The organism is Chryseobacterium paridis (assembly GCF_016595215.1).
Lineage (GTDB): Bacteria > Bacteroidota > Bacteroidia > Flavobacteriales > Weeksellaceae > Chryseobacterium > Chryseobacterium paridis.
The window spans coordinates 2069864-2087998 of record NZ_JAENHK010000010.1; the positions used below are offsets into that span (position 1 = coordinate 2069864).

The 18135-nt window shown below is 35.5% G+C and carries 15 protein-coding genes; 5 read left to right on the plus strand and 10 right to left on the minus strand.

The annotated features are described in order from the left end of the window. Window positions 1-2 precede the first annotated feature (2 nt). The 8 genes from JHL15_RS18865 to aceB form a co-directional block, all read right to left on the minus strand. The gene (locus tag JHL15_RS18865; protein ID WP_200248270.1) at window positions 3-548 is read right to left on the minus strand and encodes a hypothetical protein; all 546 of its coding nucleotides are present in this window, start codon (window positions 546-548) and stop codon (window positions 3-5) included. Window positions 549-972: 424 nt separating this feature from the next. Next, window positions 973-1962, minus strand: a complete 990-nt coding sequence (locus JHL15_RS18870) for a LuxE/PaaK family acyltransferase (protein WP_200248272.1) — start codon at window positions 1960-1962, stop codon at window positions 973-975. 171 nt (window positions 1963-2133) lie between these two features. Continuing rightward, window positions 2134-2925, minus strand: coding sequence for a UDP-2,3-diacylglucosamine diphosphatase (locus tag JHL15_RS18875; protein ID WP_200248274.1), 792 nt, complete (start codon window positions 2923-2925; stop codon window positions 2134-2136). Window positions 2926-2950: 25 nt separating this feature from the next. After that, window positions 2951-3397 (minus strand): 6-pyruvoyl trahydropterin synthase family protein, encoded by a 447-nt coding sequence (locus JHL15_RS18880; RefSeq protein WP_200248276.1) that lies wholly within the window; start codon window positions 3395-3397, stop codon window positions 2951-2953. A gap of 169 nt (window positions 3398-3566) precedes the next feature. Then, the gene (locus JHL15_RS18885; RefSeq protein ID WP_200248278.1) at window positions 3567-3950 is read right to left on the minus strand and encodes an acyl-CoA thioesterase; all 384 of its coding nucleotides are present in this window, start codon (window positions 3948-3950) and stop codon (window positions 3567-3569) included. 147 nt (window positions 3951-4097) lie between these two features. Continuing rightward, window positions 4098-4676, minus strand: coding sequence for an OmpH family outer membrane protein (locus JHL15_RS18890; protein WP_200248280.1), 579 nt, complete (start codon window positions 4674-4676; stop codon window positions 4098-4100). A gap of 184 nt (window positions 4677-4860) precedes the next feature. Then, window positions 4861-6141, minus strand: coding sequence for an isocitrate lyase (gene aceA / locus JHL15_RS18895; protein ID WP_234047813.1), 1281 nt, complete (start codon window positions 6139-6141; stop codon window positions 4861-4863). Window positions 6142-6572: 431 nt separating this feature from the next. Then, window positions 6573-8147, minus strand: coding sequence for a malate synthase A (gene aceB / locus JHL15_RS18900; protein ID WP_200248282.1), 1575 nt, complete (start codon window positions 8145-8147; stop codon window positions 6573-6575). Between the two features lie 126 nt (window positions 8148-8273). On the opposite strand from aceB, the gene JHL15_RS18905 reads away from it, so the two are divergent. From JHL15_RS18905 to JHL15_RS18915, 3 genes are all read left to right on the plus strand, one after another. Next, window positions 8274-9758 carry a helix-turn-helix domain-containing protein gene (locus JHL15_RS18905; RefSeq protein ID WP_200248284.1) on the plus strand — a complete coding sequence of 495 codons (1485 nt, stop codon included), beginning with the start codon at window positions 8274-8276 and terminating at the stop codon, window positions 9756-9758. Between the two features lie 98 nt (window positions 9759-9856). After that, window positions 9857-10510 carry a ComF family protein gene (locus JHL15_RS18910; RefSeq protein WP_200248286.1) on the plus strand — a complete coding sequence of 218 codons (654 nt, stop codon included), beginning with the start codon at window positions 9857-9859 and terminating at the stop codon, window positions 10508-10510. A 200-nt stretch (window positions 10511-10710) separates the two neighbouring features. Then, window positions 10711-11400, plus strand: coding sequence for an alpha/beta fold hydrolase (locus tag JHL15_RS18915; protein ID WP_200248288.1), 690 nt, complete (start codon window positions 10711-10713; stop codon window positions 11398-11400). A gap of 1 nt (window position 11401) precedes the next feature. On the opposite strand, the gene upp is transcribed toward JHL15_RS18915, so the two are convergent. Further along, window positions 11402-12052: a uracil phosphoribosyltransferase gene (gene upp / locus JHL15_RS18920; protein ID WP_200248289.1), complete on the minus strand. Its 651-nt coding sequence runs from the start codon at window positions 12050-12052 to the stop codon at window positions 11402-11404. A 143-nt stretch (window positions 12053-12195) separates the two neighbouring features. Between upp and JHL15_RS18925 the strand changes: the two genes are divergently transcribed. Both JHL15_RS18925 and JHL15_RS18930 read left to right on the plus strand, forming a co-directional pair. After that, window positions 12196-16116 carry a Pls/PosA family non-ribosomal peptide synthetase gene (locus JHL15_RS18925; RefSeq protein ID WP_200248291.1) on the plus strand — a complete coding sequence of 1307 codons (3921 nt, stop codon included), beginning with the start codon at window positions 12196-12198 and terminating at the stop codon, window positions 16114-16116. Between the two features lie 14 nt (window positions 16117-16130). Further along, window positions 16131-16619, plus strand: coding sequence for a GNAT family N-acetyltransferase (locus tag JHL15_RS18930; RefSeq protein WP_200248293.1), 489 nt, complete (start codon window positions 16131-16133; stop codon window positions 16617-16619). 145 nt (window positions 16620-16764) lie between these two features. Here JHL15_RS18930 and der read toward each other — a convergent pair whose 3' ends face one another. Continuing rightward, complete coding sequence (gene der, locus JHL15_RS18935; RefSeq protein ID WP_200248294.1) at window positions 16765-18075, minus strand: ribosome biogenesis GTPase Der; 1311 nt, start codon at window positions 18073-18075, stop codon at window positions 16765-16767. Window positions 18076-18135 lie beyond the last annotated feature (60 nt).

Here is an 18135-nt window from a genome sequence, read left to right on the forward strand (position 1 = left end):
TTTTATTTTCTTTTTTTAATCTCAAAAGGGTTTTTAAAGATAAGTTCTTCGTGCTTTCCTTTGATCTCCATTTTTCGTTGAAGTAAATTCAAAGCCATTTTCCGAATAAATAGATCTTTGTCATTAAGCTTCCAATATGAATCTTCATGCACCCGAACCGGTTTTCTTATGAGATAAAATTCAGTTTCCCAGGTGTCTACATTATGATAGAATTCAATAATGCCGCAATGCTCAGGAATCATTTTATGCTCAATCATTCCCATAGGAAGCAAAAAGCTAAATGCATTGCAAACATAATCACCAGATGAGACCTTATCGTGTTTTAAAAATTTCTCCCCGGTAGCTGCATTGAGATAGGATTTTTTAAAATCATTCTTAAAATCACTTTTAGATAATTTAATTTCAATTTCATGGCTCAGCCCCATTGCATCAATGATCAATACATCAGCCTCCCAATCAGAATGAAAATGATTGGTCAAGACAATTTCTTTCTCAAAATCACAATGAGAATGAATAAATGCGTGAACCAGTTCTTCTATTTTTAGCATAATCTTATAAGAGTTTGAGTATTTTAAAGTTAGAAAGAGTGAAACCCTTTTAATCTAAAAACTAAGTTTGCAATGATGTCGTCACTTCGAGTAGATTTTGAAAAAATCGTATTGAGAAGTTGTTGATATATGTAAAATTTTAACCATTAAGGTTTATTAAGAAAGTAAGTTTAGTTAAGGAAAATCAAGAATGATTTTTAAGTTTTGTATTAAAGTCTTATTAGCGAAGCTAAACTTAATATTCTTAAAATCTTAATGGTTCAAATAAAAAGGTTCTCGATACAAAATAATTCTCCATTGCATTACGAATTATTTCACTCGAACTGACGGAAATACCCATTTTACAAAACCAATACAACTCGAATCCTGAATCTCTAATCTCACATTCCAAACCTCGTATCTCGAATCTCGAACCCCTCTCCAATCAACTCACTAACAAACTACATCCCCGGATATCAGAATGATCAATCCTTCCTAAGACTTGAAATTTACCTCCTGGAAGTGTTTTTCCTAAATCCTGTGTCGCAATAAAAGAACACGAATAAAAGTTGGCCAGATCAATGATATTAACCGCTCCGGTTCTCCCCTCTTTCTCATAAGTCAACGGATCTTCTGCATTTCGCACTAAAATCCGCATCCATTTTGGACATTCATATTCATTGTTTCCAAGAGAGTATGCTTGTGAAAGAAGTTCCGTCATTGAATATTCGGAATATATGGCATTCGTTTTAAAACCTCTTTGCAAAATGATTAGCAATTCATCTTTTGTCATTTCTTCTTTTCTTCCTTTCATTCCACCTGTTTCGATAACCACCAGATTTTCAGAAAAATCAAGTGATTCGTCACTTCTTTCTGATTGACAATAATCAAGAAAGTCCAAAAGCGCAAAAGAAACACCAAAAAGAATAACCTTTTTATGTTTTAGGGTTTTCAGAAGTTCAAATAGGTCTGAATGATTATAAAGAAAGTATCCGTTTTCAGGCTTAGCAGAAACATTCATTAAATAGTCCACCATGTAGATCAATGATGAGTTTTTCTTCTCCAGGTAACTTGGAAGTAAGCCCAGAAAAATAAAATCATCCGGTTTTCCTATAAACTGTTCAAAACTTTTATAAATACTTTCCCGGTAAAGATTTTCATTAGCAATAAAATGCTTGGACAGGTTCATCTGAGTAGTTCCTGAACTTTGGAAGTAGAGATCTGCAACCACTTTTTTGTCTAAAATCTGATGATTCTTAAACATCTCAATAGGCAAAAATGGGATTTTTGCTATTGTATCAATGGTATTTGGATCAATATTAAGATAATCTACAAATTTCCTGTATATATCAACGTTATCGTATTGATAACGAAATGTTTTCAATGAAGCATTTAAAAAATCCTGCTCGGTCCGTATGTTGAATATATTTTCCAATTTTTAGTTTTTAAAAGTCTTACGATCTCATTTTTAGTCGATTACCTCAACACCCTATCTTTTTAATATTTTTTTAATATAAATTGAATTTTTTGGTCAAATTCTTGCAATAATATTTTCGGAATATGGATTAAAAACAGAGTAAATTTATTTGCTCGAAGATTACCTCTTTTAGAGGTAATTTTTTTTTGTCTTTTCCTCAAAAGTTTTTAATTCAAAATCCTCCTGAAACACACCATAGGTAAAGTAGGAAATCCAGTCACCAAGGTTAATATATTTTGCTTTCTGCTCCAAATCTAAAACCATAGGAAGGTGACGATGTCCATAGATAAAATAATCAATCTTCTCAGTCTTCAGCTTCTCTTTTGAATAGATGATCAGAAACTCTTTATCTTCTCCTAAAAACGCTTTATCTTCTTCTCCGGAAATCATTTTGTTTTTCTGAGAAAGATATAAGGCAATTTTCATCGCTATATCAGGATGAAGCCATTTGAAAGCCCATTGTGCAATAGGATTGGTGAATAATTTTTTCATCCTTTTATACCCTTTGTCTCCAGGACCTAACCCATCCCCGTGTGCCAGTAAGAATTGCTTCCCACCCATTTCAAAATATTGCTTTTTGTAAAATACGGTACAGCCTATTTCCTCTTCCAGGTAATCTTTCATCCATAAATCGTGATTACCCACAAAAAAATAGACATGAATCCCTCTGTCTTTTAACTCAGCAATTTTTCCAAGCACACGAACATATCCTTTAGGAATAACATATTTCCACTCATGCCAGAAATCAAAAAGATCTCCCATCAAAAACAACACCTGCGCATCTTCTTTTATTTCGTCCATCCATCGGATGAACTTTTCCTCACGCACTTTACTTTCCTTAGGATTAGGAGCTCCAAAATGCTGATCGGAAGCAAAATATACTTTTTTTCCAGGCTGTAAATTAATAGTCGTCTTTAACACCGGCTGAGTTTTTTATGGGATACAATTATACATTATCTTCAGCAAACCATTCTCCGTAAGAGTTTTCGGTTTCATGAAGTTTAAGATAAGCAAGAGAAACATCTGCCGGAAGCTTAGATTTTATTTTGGCAGCGATAGCATACAACATATTCTCACAAGTCGGCTGGAAATTACAATAGATCACTTTATGACCTCTTCCTTCCAGCTCTTCACCCAATTCTTTATGTGGAGACAATCCGTTAATTAAAACAGCATGATCCCAAACATCTACAATTTCCGATTTTACGATACTTTTGATATCACCAAAATCCACTACCATCCCATTTTTAGGGTTCTCCAAATCATTAACAGGCTTTCCTTTCACTGTTACAAACAGCTTATAGGAATGTCCATGCATATTTTTACACTTTCCATCGTAATTATACAGCACATGCGCTGTTTCGAATGTAAAAATCTTTGTAATACGTATCATGGTGCAAAGATAAGCAATTTGGGGTGAGTATGGGATATACGAAAACATCTTTCGATATGATCACAATCCAATGAGATGACAATCTTCATTAATTAAAATACAGAAAAATAAGTATGAAATCTAATTTAATATCTACTACAATCAATAAGACAGACACCAAATATTTTATCTATATCTTCTCCAGCCAATCACTTTTCAATCTTTGAACCCTCTGCGTTTTAGAATCAATCAATACCCAAAGAGTTAATGAATCTACAACCAACTGACCATTACAGTAAAACTCTACTTTTCTGGGTTGCCTGATTCCTTCCGGATTTTTAGGATATGTTTTTACAGTGATGATGTCGCCAAGATAGACTTGCTTTTTATATTGAATGTGGTGATCGAGCAGCATCCATATATCTTCAGGATATTCGGTCAGATGTTTTACAGAATCCCAATGCTCGGTTGCAATTTCTTCTACCCAGCTTACATACTGGACATTGTTCACGTGCTTATTCTGATCGATATTCTCTTCTGTTACCTTTATTTCTTTTTGATAAACTAAACTCATCCCACTGCAAAATTTGTTCAAAAATAGGGCTTAAAAATAAAATCTCAAAGAAACTACAAATCCTTTTTAAATACCTTCATCAACTATGTTCGTAAAAAAACGGAATCAGATTTTGATCCGATTCCGTTTAATGTATTTTATTTTTTACTATTTAGATTTTCCTGTCGGCTTAGCAGCAGGTGTTGCTGTAGCTCCTAATTTTGTCTTTACAGCAGGCGTGATATCTTCGCTCCCGTCTGTATATACAAGATTATTAGCTCCCTGTGCTGATGAAGTATCAAATACATAGCTTAAACTTCTCTCTTTAGCCACAGCAGAAATAGCATTTTGTATTTTTTGCTGTAAAGGGGTGAACAATTCAGTCTGTTTAGCAGAAACTTCCTTAGCAGCCTGTCCTCTTGCATCTTCTATTTTTTTGCCTAATCCTTGTAATTCTGTTTGCGCAGCGATTAGTTCTTTAGTTACAGCCTCTTTATTAGCTTCACTCAATGTTTTTTCTTTATCCTGAGCTGCCTTTAGTTTGGTTTGATATTCCCCAATCAGTTTTTCTATTTCAGCTTGTTTTCCTTTTGTAAGAGTTTCAATCGTCGCGGTTACTGTTTTCACTTCAGACATACTTGCAAAAATATCATCTGAGTTTACATGACCTATCTTCTGTTGAGCATTTGCGGCGTTAGCAGTAAGGGTTAATCCCGCTGCAATACATAGTACTTTAATTAACTTCATTTTCTTTAATAATTATTTTAAAAACTTTTGTTTTTTTCGTGTTCAAATATAATACAAATTTTGATCATCATGATCACTGTAAAACCTGATCTCATTAGATCATAGATTAGACTGCAAACCGTAAAAAAGCCTCTTCAAAAAAGAGGAGGCTTTCAAACAATATGTATAATGTAAAAAATGAATTTTAATGGAACTGTGCTATTTCAGTAGAATCCTTCATCGCTACCGTAGCTGAAGAACCACCTGTTACTACATTTTGCACCTCATCAAAATAACCTGTCCCAACAAAGGACTGATGTTTTACCGCTCTGAATCCTTTTTGCTGTAAAGCAAATTCACGTTCCTGCAACTCAGAATATCCTGCCATTCCTTTTTCTTTATAAGCTAAAGCCAATTCGAACATCGCCGTATTCAGAGCATGGAAACCTGCTAATGTGATGAATTGGAATTTATATCCCATTTTTGCTAATTCCTCACGGAAAGTTTTCATTTCTTCAACACTCAATTTTGCTGCCCAGTTGAAAGAGGGGGAACAATTGTAAGCCAACATTTTCCCGGGAAATTTAGCATGGATTCCTTCTGCAAATTTTCTGGCCTGCTCCAGATCCGGATTGGAAGTTTCCATCCAGATCAGGTCAGCATATGGTGCATAAGACAAACCTCTATCTATTCCCTGTTCTACTCCATTCTTCACCACATAAAAGCCTTCGGAAGTTCTTTCACCGGTTACAAATTTTTTATCTCTGTCATCGATATCAGAAGTCAAAAGATCTGCTGCATCGGCATCTGTTCTTGCAATGATCACACTTGGAACTCCGGTTACATCCGATGCCAAACGAGCTGCAATTAATTTATTGATCGCTTCCTGGGTAGGTACCAATACTTTACCACCTAAATGCCCACATTTCTTTGCAGAAGACAACTGATCTTCAAAATGTACCGCTGCTGCTCCGGCTTCAATCATCTGTTTCATCAGTTCAAAAGCGTTCAGGTTACCTCCAAAACCAGCCTCTGCATCAGCAATAATAGGAACCAGATATTCCTTATCTCCGTTTCCACTTACAGATTGTATCTGATCTGCTCTCAACAAAGCATTATTGATTTTTTTCACTACTGATGGGACAGAATTGGCAGGATATAGAGATTGGTCCGGATACATTTCACCAGATAAATTGGCATCAGCCGCTACCTGCCATCCTGAAAGATAAATAGCCTCCAAACCTGCATCTACTTCCTGTACAGCCTGATTTCCAGTTAATGCTCCTAATCCGGCTACGAAATCCTGAGTCGTCAATTTCTCCCAGAACTTTTTAGACATTTCTGTAGCGATCGTATAATCGATCGTATAAGACCCTCTGAGTTTTAATACCTCCTCCGCAGTGTAAGGTCTTTGCACTCCCTTCCAGCGCGGATTGTTTAGCCAATCCTGCTCTATAGCCTGAATTTTTTCTTGTCTTGTTTTCATAATATTTTGATTTTGTATTTGTTTTGGGGTTTGGGGATCGAGATACGAGGTTCGAGGTTCAGGACGCGAGTTAAAATGATTTTCCGCCAGTTTGAGTGAAATGATTTGTAATGCAATGGAGAGTCATTTTGTATCGAGAACTTTTTTTTATTTGAACCATTAAGGTTTTAAGAATAATAAGTTCAGCTTCGCTAATAAGATCTTTAATACAAAACTTAAAAATCATTCATGATTTTCCTTAACTAAACTTGCCTTCTTAATAGACATTAATGGTTAAAATTTCACATATATCGACAACTTCTCGATACGATTTTTTCAAAATCTACTCGAAGTGACGACCTTATTGTAATTATTGCCAAAAACATTAAGGCTCTCAAACTCTATTACACTCAAACTATCAAACCCTACAACTCCCGAACTCAAAAAATCTCTTAAATAAAAGGATACGCTTTCAACGTCAGAAACTCCTCAAACTTCTCAGAGAAAATCAATTCGTTGAAAAGCTCTTTAGCCAAATTAAATTTGCCATTTTTAAAACGCTCTTCACCTACATATTTTTCAATAGTATCCATTTCTTCTTTTTCCCATTGAAGAACCATTTCTCGCGTTAATACCCGGTCATCTATCAGTACTGCCTCATTTTTCAGCCATTGCCAGATCTGCGTTCTTGAAATTTCTGCGGTTGCAGCGTCTTCCATTAAATTATAAATGGCGGCAGCACCTACACCCATCAACCAGCTTTCGAGATATAAAATCCCAACATTGATGTTTTTGCGAACACCTTTTTCACTAATCTCTCCTTTTGGAATTTCCAGTAAGTCACTTTCTTTGATCTGATAATCAACTTTTTTATCAATTTGGTTGGCTGAGGGCATATATTGGTCAAAAATATCTTTTGCTACTGGAACTAAGGCCGGGTGTGCCACCCAGGTTCCGTCATGACCATTTTTCACCTCACGTTCTTTATCCGCTTTTACTTTTCCAAATGCAATATCATTTGCCTGATCATCATTTTTTATAGGAATCTGCGCAGCCATTCCCCCTATCGCATGAACATTCCTTTTGTGACAGATTTCAATTACCTTTTTGGAATAAGCTGTCATAAATGGTGAAGTCATGGTCACCTGATCTCTATCCGGAATAATAAACTCAGGAAGGTTTCTGAATTTTTTAATAAATGAGAAAATATAATCCCATCGGCCGCAGTTTAATCCTGAACTGTGATCTTTTAATTCATATAAAATTTCATCGATTTGAAATGATGCGGTGATCGTTTCTATTAAAACCGTTGCTTTAATGGTTCCTCTTGGGATCTGAAGATAATTTTGAGCAAAATCAAAAACTTCATTCCACCAACGAGCCTCTTTATAATGTTCCAATTTTGGAAGATAGAAATAGGGTCCACTACCATTTGCCAACAATTGATTGGCATTTCTAAAAAAGTACATTCCAAAATCAATCAAAGAACCGGAAGCTTCCTCACCATTGATCTCTATATGTTTTTCAGAAAGATGCAAACCTCTGGGACGGATAAGCAGAACAGCCGTTTTATCATTCAGTTGATAAGATTTCCCTTGTTCATTCGTAAAATCTATTTTTCTGTTAATCGCATCAGTAAGGTTAATCTGCCCTTCCATGCAATTTTTCCAGGTAGGCGAATTGCTATCCTCAAAATCCGCCATAAAGGTAGAAGCTCCTGAGTTAAGAGCATTAATGATCATTTTACGATCTACAGGTCCTGTAATTTCAACTCTACGATCCAACAGATCTTTTGGAAGCGGTGAGCACACCCAGTTTCCATTTCTTATTTCTTCCGTTTGTGGTAAAAACTTAGGAAGATGCCTCCTGTCCAAATCCAATTGAGTTTCTTTTCTCTCCTCTAAAAGATCTAATCTTTTGCTATTAAAATTCTGATGAAGCTCAACCAGAAATTCTACCAATTCAGGACTGAAGATTTCTTCAAACTGGCTTTGTGCCTTTATTTTTAATTGGGTTGTGGTTTCCATAACTCCTTGATTTTGTGATTTGATATTACAAACATAAATAAAAATTTTCACAAACAGCGAACGTTCGCTAATTATTTTTAAAAATTATTATGCGAATAATCGCAATCAATTATTTATATTTGAGTAATGAATGCAGAGAGCGACTTTATTAAAACAGTTTTTGGGCTAAAACTAAAACAGCAGAGACAAAAGAAAAATTGGTCTCTACAAGATCTTGCTGTAAAAACCGGTTTATCAAAATCTTATCTTAATGAAATTGAAAATGGGAAGAAATACCCCAAGCATGATAAGATCATTCAGCTTTCAGAATCCCTGAACTGTACTTTTGATGATCTGGTATCTACAAAACTTGATAAAAGCCTGGCTCCATTCAACGAAATTTTACAGTCAGATTTTTTTAAAGAGGTTCCATTAGATCTTTTCGGAATCAATAAAAATAATCTTATAAGTATCATCAGCGATGCCCCAAAAAAAGTAACAGCTTTCATCAATGCATTGATTGAAATATCACAGAATTACAACTTAGGAAAAGAACGTTTTTATTTTGCCGTATTGAGATCTTTTCAGGAACTCTATGATAATTACTTCCCAGAGATCGAAGAAAAAGTTCAATTATTTGCAAAGGAACATCAGCTAAAGCTCAACAAAAATCTTAATCCCGAAATTCTACAAAACATCCTAGTTGAAAAGTTCAATTACATCATTCAGTCAAGGGATTTTGAACCTTATGGAACCTCAACCCATTTACGCTCATTATTTATTCCTGAGAAAAAACTTTTACTTCTCAATATCAAATTAGAAAAGGACCAAAAGACTTTTATCCTGGCTAAAGAGATTGCCTTTAATGTATTGGAGTTAAAAAACCGACCGAATACTTATTCATGGTTGGACTTTGGAAGCTTCGAGGAAATACTGAATAATTTTTATGCATCTTATTTCGCAGGTGCGTTACTGATCTCAAAAGATCAGATCATCGAAAACACTTCTGATTTCTTTTTGCAAAACAGTTGGAAACCTAAAAATTTCATCCAACTTATTGAAAGTTTCACCAACTCTCCTGAAACCTTTTATTACAGGCTTACGAATGTTCTGTCATCAGAATTAGGAATTAAAGATCTGTTTTATTTGTGTTTAGTTAAAAAGAAGAACTCAGACAAAATCCAAATTTTAAAAGAGTTACATCTGAATCATCAGCAAGCTCCACATGCCAATGCAATGAATGAACATTATTGCAGAAGATGGATCGCTGTTAAAAACCTTCAGGATCTAAGAGAAAACGAAACATTAACCGACGCCCAGATTTCTCATTATAAAGATCAGGGAATAAGTTATCTGGTTATTTCTACATCCCAGAAAAATCCATTTTCTGATGGCAGCAATAGAAGTTATTGTCTGGGAATTCTACTCAATTCTCAAACAATAAAGAAAATAAACTTCATAAAATCTCCCAGCTTACCTACCATCAATGTAGGTGTAACCTGTGAATCTTGCAGTATTGCCGACTGTGAAGTACGACAAGCACCGCCGGTACGACTGGAAAAGGAATATTTCAACCAAAGCATGAAAAGCTCCATTGAAAAAATCCGAAAAGAAATCGAATCCGAAAATTAAAACTCCCAACTTCTTTCTTCTCAGTTTTCATTTTCAACTTTCCACTTTCAATTTTCAATTTTCAACTAATAAAACTATCTTAGTAAAAAAGCACACAAATGATTCTCGATCTTCTCTTCCCCAACCGTTGCATCCATTGCAACCGGATCATTCATTCCGATCTATTGATATGTGAAATTTGTTTTGAACACATCCATTTTACTCATTTCGATTATTTTGAGGAAAATATTATTAAAGAGAAATGTAAACTCTTATTTCCAGTGGAAAACACCTATGCACTCATGCAATTTGAAGAAAAAAACCTCAGCCGTAAAGTCATTCATGAACTGAAATACAGAAATCGGGAGAAAACAGGAAAAATAATCGCAAAATGGGTGACTGAAAAACTCAGTTTTGATGATAAAAAACCAGATCTTTTAGTAAGCGTTCCACTTCATATTAAAAAAGAAAAAGAAAGAGGATATAATCAACTCCATCTTTTCACTGAGACACTATCCCAATTTTATGATATTCCATTTGATCATCATCTAATCAAAAGAAATCATTATTCGAAAGCTCAGGCTTTACAAGATAAAAAACACCGTTTAAAAAATGAAAATACATTTTCACTCACACGAAAAATTTCAGAAAAACATATTCTATTAATTGATGATGTGTTTACGACTGGAAATACAATTTCGACTATTGCATGGGAGATTTTGAATGCTGGAGAAAATAAGGTGAGTGTTTTGGTGATGGCAGTGGATTATTAATTGAAAATTGAAAGAGGAAAGTTAAAAAAGAGAGAAATGGGGTTTAGGGTTTAGGGTTTAGGGTTTAGGGTTTAGGGTTTAGGGTTTAGGGTTTAGCAAAAATAATTCATAATTCATAATTCATAATTCATAATTCATAATTCATAATTCATAACTTTTAATTTCAATTTTTTTCATAATTTCCCACCAAACTAATATTTATGAAAAACCTGCTTTTGTTGCATGGTGCTTTAGGACATAGTGACCTTTTCAAACCTTACAAGCAAGTATTATCAAAACATTTTAATATACATACCCCATTGTTTTCAGGACATGGAAATACTGAAATTTCAGAAAAAGGGATCAGTATTGAAAAATATACTCAAGAGCTGACTGAATATTGTCAACAGGAAAAATTAGAAGATGTCTATATTTTCGGACACAGCATGGGTGGTTATGTGGGCCTTTGCTACGCTTTACAGCAACCCGGTAATGTAAATTCTGTTTTAACACTGGGAACAAAATTTGACTGGACAGAGGAGCAAGCCATAAAGGAAAGTAAAATGCTGGATCCCGAAGTTATCCTTGCAAAAATCCCCAAATATGCTGAACAATTGGAGACACAACATGGTACTCAATGGAAAAAACTCCTTCCGGCTGTTGCCAATATGATGATCTCTTTAGGAAAAAATTCTCCTTTAAATCAGATTACATTAGCCAACCTTACAATCCCTGTTCAGATTATGGTAGGTGATAAAGACAATATGGTTACCATAGAAGAAAGTATGCAAACCCATCGGGACATTCCTAATGCAAGACTAGCTGTACTTCCGGACACAAAGCACCCGATGGACAGAACCCGTCCAACATTGGTACTTGATATCATGAAAGATTTCTGGAATTTATCCTAGATTATCGTTGTAGTTTTTCACCATAGCTCAAATCTCCGGCATCTCCAAGTCCGGGAGTGATATACCCTTTGGAGGTTAACTGGTCATCAATTGCCCCTACCCAGATTTTAGCCTGAGGATAGGCTTTTTCAATTGTTTCCACCCCTTGTCTGGAAGCAATTGCTGCTACGATGTGCAATTGAGTAGGTGTTCCGTGGGTTAATAAGTCTTTGATCGCCTCAATTAACGATGCCCCGGTTGCCAACATGGGATCTCCAACAATCAATGGTCTGCCCTCAATACTTGGACATGTCAGGTAATCTTGTTTGATTGAAAAATAATCGTTTGCATCATGCTTTCGGTAAGCAGCTACAAATCCACAATCTGCCTTGTCTAAATAGTTTAAAATCCCCTGAAACAAAGGAACTCCAGCTCTTAGTATTGTAGTAATAACAGGCTGAACAGCAATCTCTCTAACTTTTATTGTATCTAAAGGAGTCTGAATTTCAACTTCTCTTTGCTCTAAATCCTTACTGATCTCAAAAGCTGCAATTTCTCCAATACGTTCCATATTCCGACGAAACCTCAATCGGTCATGTTGAACCTCTACATTACGAAGTTCGTTTATCCATTCATTAACAAGAGAAAAATTTTCTGATAAAATAGTAAGCATGAATTTTAAATTTTAATTAGAGTGAGTCAGCTTTAATTCCAGCAAAATTACAATTAAAAAACTAAATGATAGATGCAACGTAAGTAGAAATAAAGTATATTTATGAAAGTTTCCCTATCCGTTTCCGTAATAAAATATATTAGATGATGAAAAGCTTAATTTTAGGCAAAATAGCTCCTGAATTCTTAAAAGAAGAAACACTACCAGAGCTACTAGCACCTATTTTCATTAAATATAAAGACAAAACAGCGTTTATATTTAATGAAAAAAAAATATCCTATGAAGAACTCGATAACTGGAGTAATGCAATTGCTTTACAGCTTCAGCGTGAGGGAGTAGAACCCGGTGATCGTGTCGGGGTATGGTACCCCAGAAGTATGGAACTTCCGGTTGCTATTTTGGGAATATTAAAAGCAGGAGCTTCTTACATTCCGCTGGACAGAGAAATGCCTGAAGACCGGATAAAAAAAGTTTTCACAGATATTCATGTGAAAACCTATTTTTCAGATACGGACGCCGGAATCCACTGCTCTCCTTTAAATATCGATCCCCAGCCATCAGGCACGGTATCAGTATCTATTAACCATATTACGCCAGACCAGTGGACGTATGTCTTATTTACCTCTGGAAGTACTGGAAACCCTAAGGGAATTCCAATTTCACACAGAAACATCTGTCATCTTATAAGATCTGAAGAGGATTTTATCGGAATAAAAGATACTGATATTGTTTATCAGGGCTTTTCAGTTTCTTTCGATATGTGGTGCGAAGAAGTATGGATCAGCCTTTTTTCGGGAGCAACTATTTGGATTGCCGATGCCATTACAGTAAAAGCTATTGATGAACTCAGTGATGTTTTGATTCGGAATAAAATTTCTGTTCTCCATGCTGTTCCGAGCATTTTAGCAATTATTGATGAAGTTCCTTCCATAAGAATTATCAACACAGGTGGTGAAGCATGTACCAAACAGGTACAGGAAAAATGGGCACAACCCTACAGAACATTTATCAATAGCTACGGTCCGACAGAAACAACTGTATCTTCAAATATGGCTAAGTTAACGAGCAAAGAAGAACTTACCATCGGACACCCCTTACCCAATTACCATATTGCTGTTATAGATGAGCATTTAAATATTGTTCCCCGAGGCGAACGTGGTGAAATGATCATTTCAGGACCTGGAGTAAGTAGCGGGTATTTTAATTTACCTGAATTGACGGAACAAAAATTCCTGAAAAATCCTTTCCCGGAATTTCCCGGAGACACTATATATAAAACAGGGGATGCAGTTATTATCAGGGAAAATGGATTTATAGATTTCCAGGGAAGAATAGATGATCAGATCAAACTTCGAGGTTACAGGATTGAACTGGGTGAAATTGAGACCCGCCTGAATCAGCTTCCTGATGTTTCTTCGGCAGCCGTAGCAGTAAAAGAAGACGCAAACGGGCAAGGCCAGCTTGTAGGATACGCTATGATGAAAAATGATTCATCATTCGATGAGAATACAATGCGAAAAGAACTGGCAAAATTTCTCGCTCCGTATATGGTTCCGATTTCGATCATCAAAATGAAAGAAATGCCCAGAATGCCCAGCGGAAAAATCGATCGAAAAAAACTCCCTGTTCCAGAAAGTTTTACCAGTCATGAAGAAAATGAAAATATAGAAATAAATCCTAAAGCTTCGGTAGAAGAGAAACTTCTGCAAACTCTTCAATGGGTTTTTCCAGCTAAAGACATCGATCTTAGTCAGGATTTCTTTACTGATTTAGGGGGGCATTCTTTGCTAGCAGCCACTCTAGTTTCCCACCTTCGACAAAAGGCAGGAATTCCTTACGCTTCTTTAAAAGACATTTATGAAAATCGTCCGCTTTCTGCCTATGCAGATTGTCTTAAGAATAAACAAACAACGAAAACATCAGATCAGGAACCTTTTACAAGGGTTTCAACTTTTCAATATTATGCCTGTAATGTTGCCCAAACTCTTGCTTTATTTGCTGTTTTTGCCTTATTGAGTATTCAGATATTTTTCCCTTATTTAAGCTATTATTATTTTCAGCTTAATGGCTATGGAACTGGTCTTGCGCTGCTCAGTGCCGTACTTTTATACACATTGATTCCACCCGTTTATTCCATTATTATTCTATTTACAAAATGGTTAGTTATTGGAAAAATAAAAGAAGGAGATTATCCGCTTTGGGGTTGGTATTATTTCAGATGGTGGCTTTGGAAAACAGTGAAAAGACTGCTGCCTTCGGAATTCATTGTTGAAACTCCTTTATATCCGAAGTATTTGAAATTATTAGGTGTAAATGTTCATCCCAGTGCACAGCTCAGTCTTTTACCTATTGCTGCTGAAGATCTGGTAACGATAGATAAAAATGTGACGACCAGCTCCGGATGCAGCATTGACAACGCATCCGTTGAGAATGGTCTTCTTAAAATAAGAAAAGTACACATTAAGGCTCATGCTTATCTTGGCTCTTCAGCAATAGTATGCGGAGACACTGTTATTGAAGAATTTGGAGAACTACAGGATCTAAGCTGTCTGAATGAGGGAAAAACAATTGGATTTGGTGAAGTATGGGACGGCAGCCCAGCTGAGAAATTACGTGTAAAAAGTGAAGAAGAGGTGAAAAATCCAACATTAGTTTCTTCCTCAAAGAGAAATAAATATGCTGTTTTATATGCCTGTTCATTATTTTTCTTTCCTTTATTGATCGTTTTACCTTTAGCCCCTACCTTATATACACTTTACTACCTGGATGATCGTTCAGCGGATTACAGCTTTTATTACCTGTGGCAAGCTCCTATTCTCTCCACTGTATATATTCTTATATTCATTAGTGTTGTAAGTATTATTACAAGATTTTTACAGTACAATATGAAACCCGGAATATATCCTGTTTACAGTTTTATGTATTATAGAAAATGGGTGAAAGATCAAATATTTAATCTTGCTCTTACTGTTGTACATCCTCTTTTTGCCTCTATTTATATCAGTAAATTTTACAGAATGATGGGGGCTAAGGTTGGAAAAAACTCTGAGATTTCTACAGCCAGTGATGTCTCTCACAATCTTCTTGAAATTGGCGAAGGTTCATTTATTGCTGATGCCGTAATCCTTGGTGAACATGATGTAAGAAATGAGAAATTGATCCTTGCAAAAACGAAAATCGGAAATAACAGCTTTGTAGGAAATAGTGGTCTCATCCCTCAAGGATATGAATTAAATGACAATATGCTGATCGGCGTATTAAGCAAAGCTCCTACTGAAGAGCAATTAAAAAACTCTTCAGAAAAAGATTGGTTCGGATCTCCTCCAATAGGGCTTCCTACCAGACAAAAATCCGATGGCTTTGAAGACAGCCTTACTTACAATCCCTCTTTTGGTCTTAAGCTGGCAAGAGGTATTGTTGAAGGAATAAGAATTATTCTTCCACAAACCGTAATTATCATTTGCAGTGTATTGTTTATTGCTTATACCAGTAATTACCTGGAAGGAAAAATTCACCTTCTATTATTGTTCTCACCATTTTATTATCTTGGGATTGTAGCTCTTCCCTCCTTTTTCTTTATGGTATTACTTAAATGGATTCTGGTTGGAAAATACAAAAAGACAGAAATGCCTATGTACAGCCTGAAGGTTTGGTTGAGTGAAGGAATTACCACAATATATGAAGCCCTTCCAGTCATATTTTTTCTGGACTTCTTACGTGGTACTATATGGCTTCCTTTTTTTATGAGATTCCTGGGAGTAAAAATTGGTAAAAGAGTATGGCTTAACACCACTGATATCACAGAATATGATATGGTAAGCATAGATGACGAAGCCATGCTCAATGAAGATTGCGGCCCACAAACCCATCTTTTTGAAGACAGGATTATGAAAATAGGAGGTGTAAAAATTGGTAAACGAACCACTATTAATTCAAGAACCATTATTCTATATGATACCGAGATTGGCAATGATGTGAACATTGATGCACTTTCCCTGATTATGAAAGGTGAAGCTCTCTCTGATAATACATCATGGCATGGAAGCCCGATACGCGGAAAATAACTAAAACATACATCATGAATTTTACCATCAGAAAAATAAAAATATCAGACCATCTTCCTATTGTTGATGAATTGGTAGGCGAACTTCATATTTCTGAAAAAGAAATGAACGAAAAGACTGCAGACTGGAGTAAGATTAAAAAGCACTATTTACGCTTTATGTCTGATTGTGAAGAAGAGAATGATGGAACATTTCTCATCGCAGACGTCAATGGAAAAGCAATAGGCTTCCTGTTTGGATATATTGATGAAAAAGATGACAGTAATTTTGAATTGGGAGATGCTGACGACCTCTATGTTTCTGAGGGATATGTAAAACAGGAGTACAGGAAACAAGGAGTATATTCAGCGCTTAATAAAGCATTTGAAGAAACCTATAAAGATTTCAATATCCGAAAGATATACAGGTTTACATTATGTAACAATTATACCATGCAAAGCTGGCTTGACAAGCAAGGATATAAGCCTGTAAGGTTGTTGTATGAGAAATGGCGAAATTACTGATGAAAAATTGCAGAATCGTAAAATTGTTTTAAAAACTGTAATATAGATTTCAAAAAAAATTCTGGTAAAGAAATGATCTCTACCAGAATTTTAATACTTCGCTTTCTAAGGTATCATTCGTATACTGATACCTGAAACAAAGTGATTATTTTTGTCTGAAATAAACTTCAATAGGAACTCCGGTAAATCCGAATTCTTTTCTCAATTGGTTCTCAGTAAATCTCTTGTACGGCTCCTTCACATATTGTGGCAGGTTGCAGAAAAATACAAACTGCGGAGAAGGTGTAGGAAGCTGAACGCAATATTTAATTTTAATATATTTTCCTTTGGTTGCAGGTGGTGGAGTTTGTTCAAAAATAGGAAGCATCACTTCATTTAATTTTGAAGTTTTGATTTTCTTCTTACGGTCTTCATAAACCTCCATTGCAACATCTACAGCTTTTAAAATTCTCTGTTTCGTCAAGGCAGATACGAACAAAATTGGAATATCCTGAAACTGTCCTATCTTATCTTTAATCGCTTTTTCAAAATCACGAATTGTATTGGTTTGCTTATCTTCGATCAAATCCCACTTATTAACTAGGATCACAATTCCTTTTCTGTTCTTCTGTGCTAAACCGAAAATATTCATATCCTGAGATTCCCATCCTTGTGTAGCATCTACCATAATGATCACTACATCTGAATATTCAATTGAACGGATTGATCTCATTACAGAGTAAAATTCCAGATCTTCAGAGACTTTAGCCTTACGACGCATTCCTGCTGTATCTACTAATACAAACTCGTGTCCGAATTTATTATAAAGAGTCTGAATACTATCTCTTGTGGTACCCGCAACATCAGTTACAATATTTCTCTCAACATCTAACAATGCATTCGTTAAAGTAGATTTCCCTACATTCGGACGACCGGCAATTGTAATTTTAGGTAATCCTTCAAAAGGATCCTGATAATCTGTAGTCGGGAAATCTTTAACGATATCGTCCAATAGATCTCCAGTTCCTGAACCTGTAGCTGAAGAAAGTGTGTAATATTTTTCTATTCCTAACTGGTAAAATTCTGTAGCTGCCAACTCTTCTTTTGAAGAGTCTACTTTATTAACTACAATATAAACCGGCTTATTCGATCTTCTTAAAAGCTCGTGAATCTCAAGGTCTGTATCAGTAAGGCCTTCTTCTACATTCAACATAAAAATGATAGAAGTAGCCTCGTCTACAGCTAATTGTACTTGTTTACGGATTTCTTCCTCGAAAATATCTTCAGTACCTACATCATATCCTCCGGTATCAATTACGGTGAAGTCTACTCCATTCCAATCTGATTTTCCGTAATGACGGTCTCTAGTAACTCCGGCAGTAGAATCTACGATAGCTTCTCTTCTTTCCAGAAAACGGTTAAATAATGTGGATTTTCCTACGTTAGGACGCCCAACGATGGCAACAATGTTTGACATAAAAAATGTTTAATAATCCTTCGGCTCGCTCAGGATATGTTATTAATGAGTTACTCCAAC

Coding starts and splice junctions, on each gene's coding strand:
- upp (WP_200248289.1), bottom strand. CDS start 12,052: ATGCTTACTATTTTATCAGAAAATTTTTCTCTTGTTAATGAATGGATA.
- JHL15_RS18865 (WP_200248270.1), bottom strand. CDS start 548: ATGCTAAAAATAGAAGAACTGGTTCACGCATTTATTCATTCTCATTGT.
- aceA (WP_234047813.1), bottom strand. CDS start 6,141: ATGAAAACAAGACAAGAAAAAATTCAGGCTATAGAGCAGGATTGGCTA.
- der (WP_200248294.1), bottom strand. CDS start 18,075: ATGTCAAACATTGTTGCCATCGTTGGGCGTCCTAACGTAGGAAAATCC.
- JHL15_RS18930 (WP_200248293.1), top strand. CDS start 16,131: ATGAATTTTACCATCAGAAAAATAAAAATATCAGACCATCTTCCTATT.
- JHL15_RS18905 (WP_200248284.1), top strand. CDS start 8,274: ATGAATGCAGAGAGCGACTTTATTAAAACAGTTTTTGGGCTAAAACTA.
- JHL15_RS18880 (WP_200248276.1), bottom strand. CDS start 3,397: ATGATACGTATTACAAAGATTTTTACATTCGAAACAGCGCATGTGCTG.
- JHL15_RS18910 (WP_200248286.1), top strand. CDS start 9,857: ATGATTCTCGATCTTCTCTTCCCCAACCGTTGCATCCATTGCAACCGG.
- JHL15_RS18925 (WP_200248291.1), top strand. CDS start 12,196: ATGATGAAAAGCTTAATTTTAGGCAAAATAGCTCCTGAATTCTTAAAA.
- JHL15_RS18915 (WP_200248288.1), top strand. CDS start 10,711: ATGAAAAACCTGCTTTTGTTGCATGGTGCTTTAGGACATAGTGACCTT.
- JHL15_RS18890 (WP_200248280.1), bottom strand. CDS start 4,676: ATGAAGTTAATTAAAGTACTATGTATTGCAGCGGGATTAACCCTTACT.
- aceB (WP_200248282.1), bottom strand. CDS start 8,147: ATGGAAACCACAACCCAATTAAAAATAAAGGCACAAAGCCAGTTTGAA.
- JHL15_RS18885 (WP_200248278.1), bottom strand. CDS start 3,950: ATGAGTTTAGTTTATCAAAAAGAAATAAAGGTAACAGAAGAGAATATC.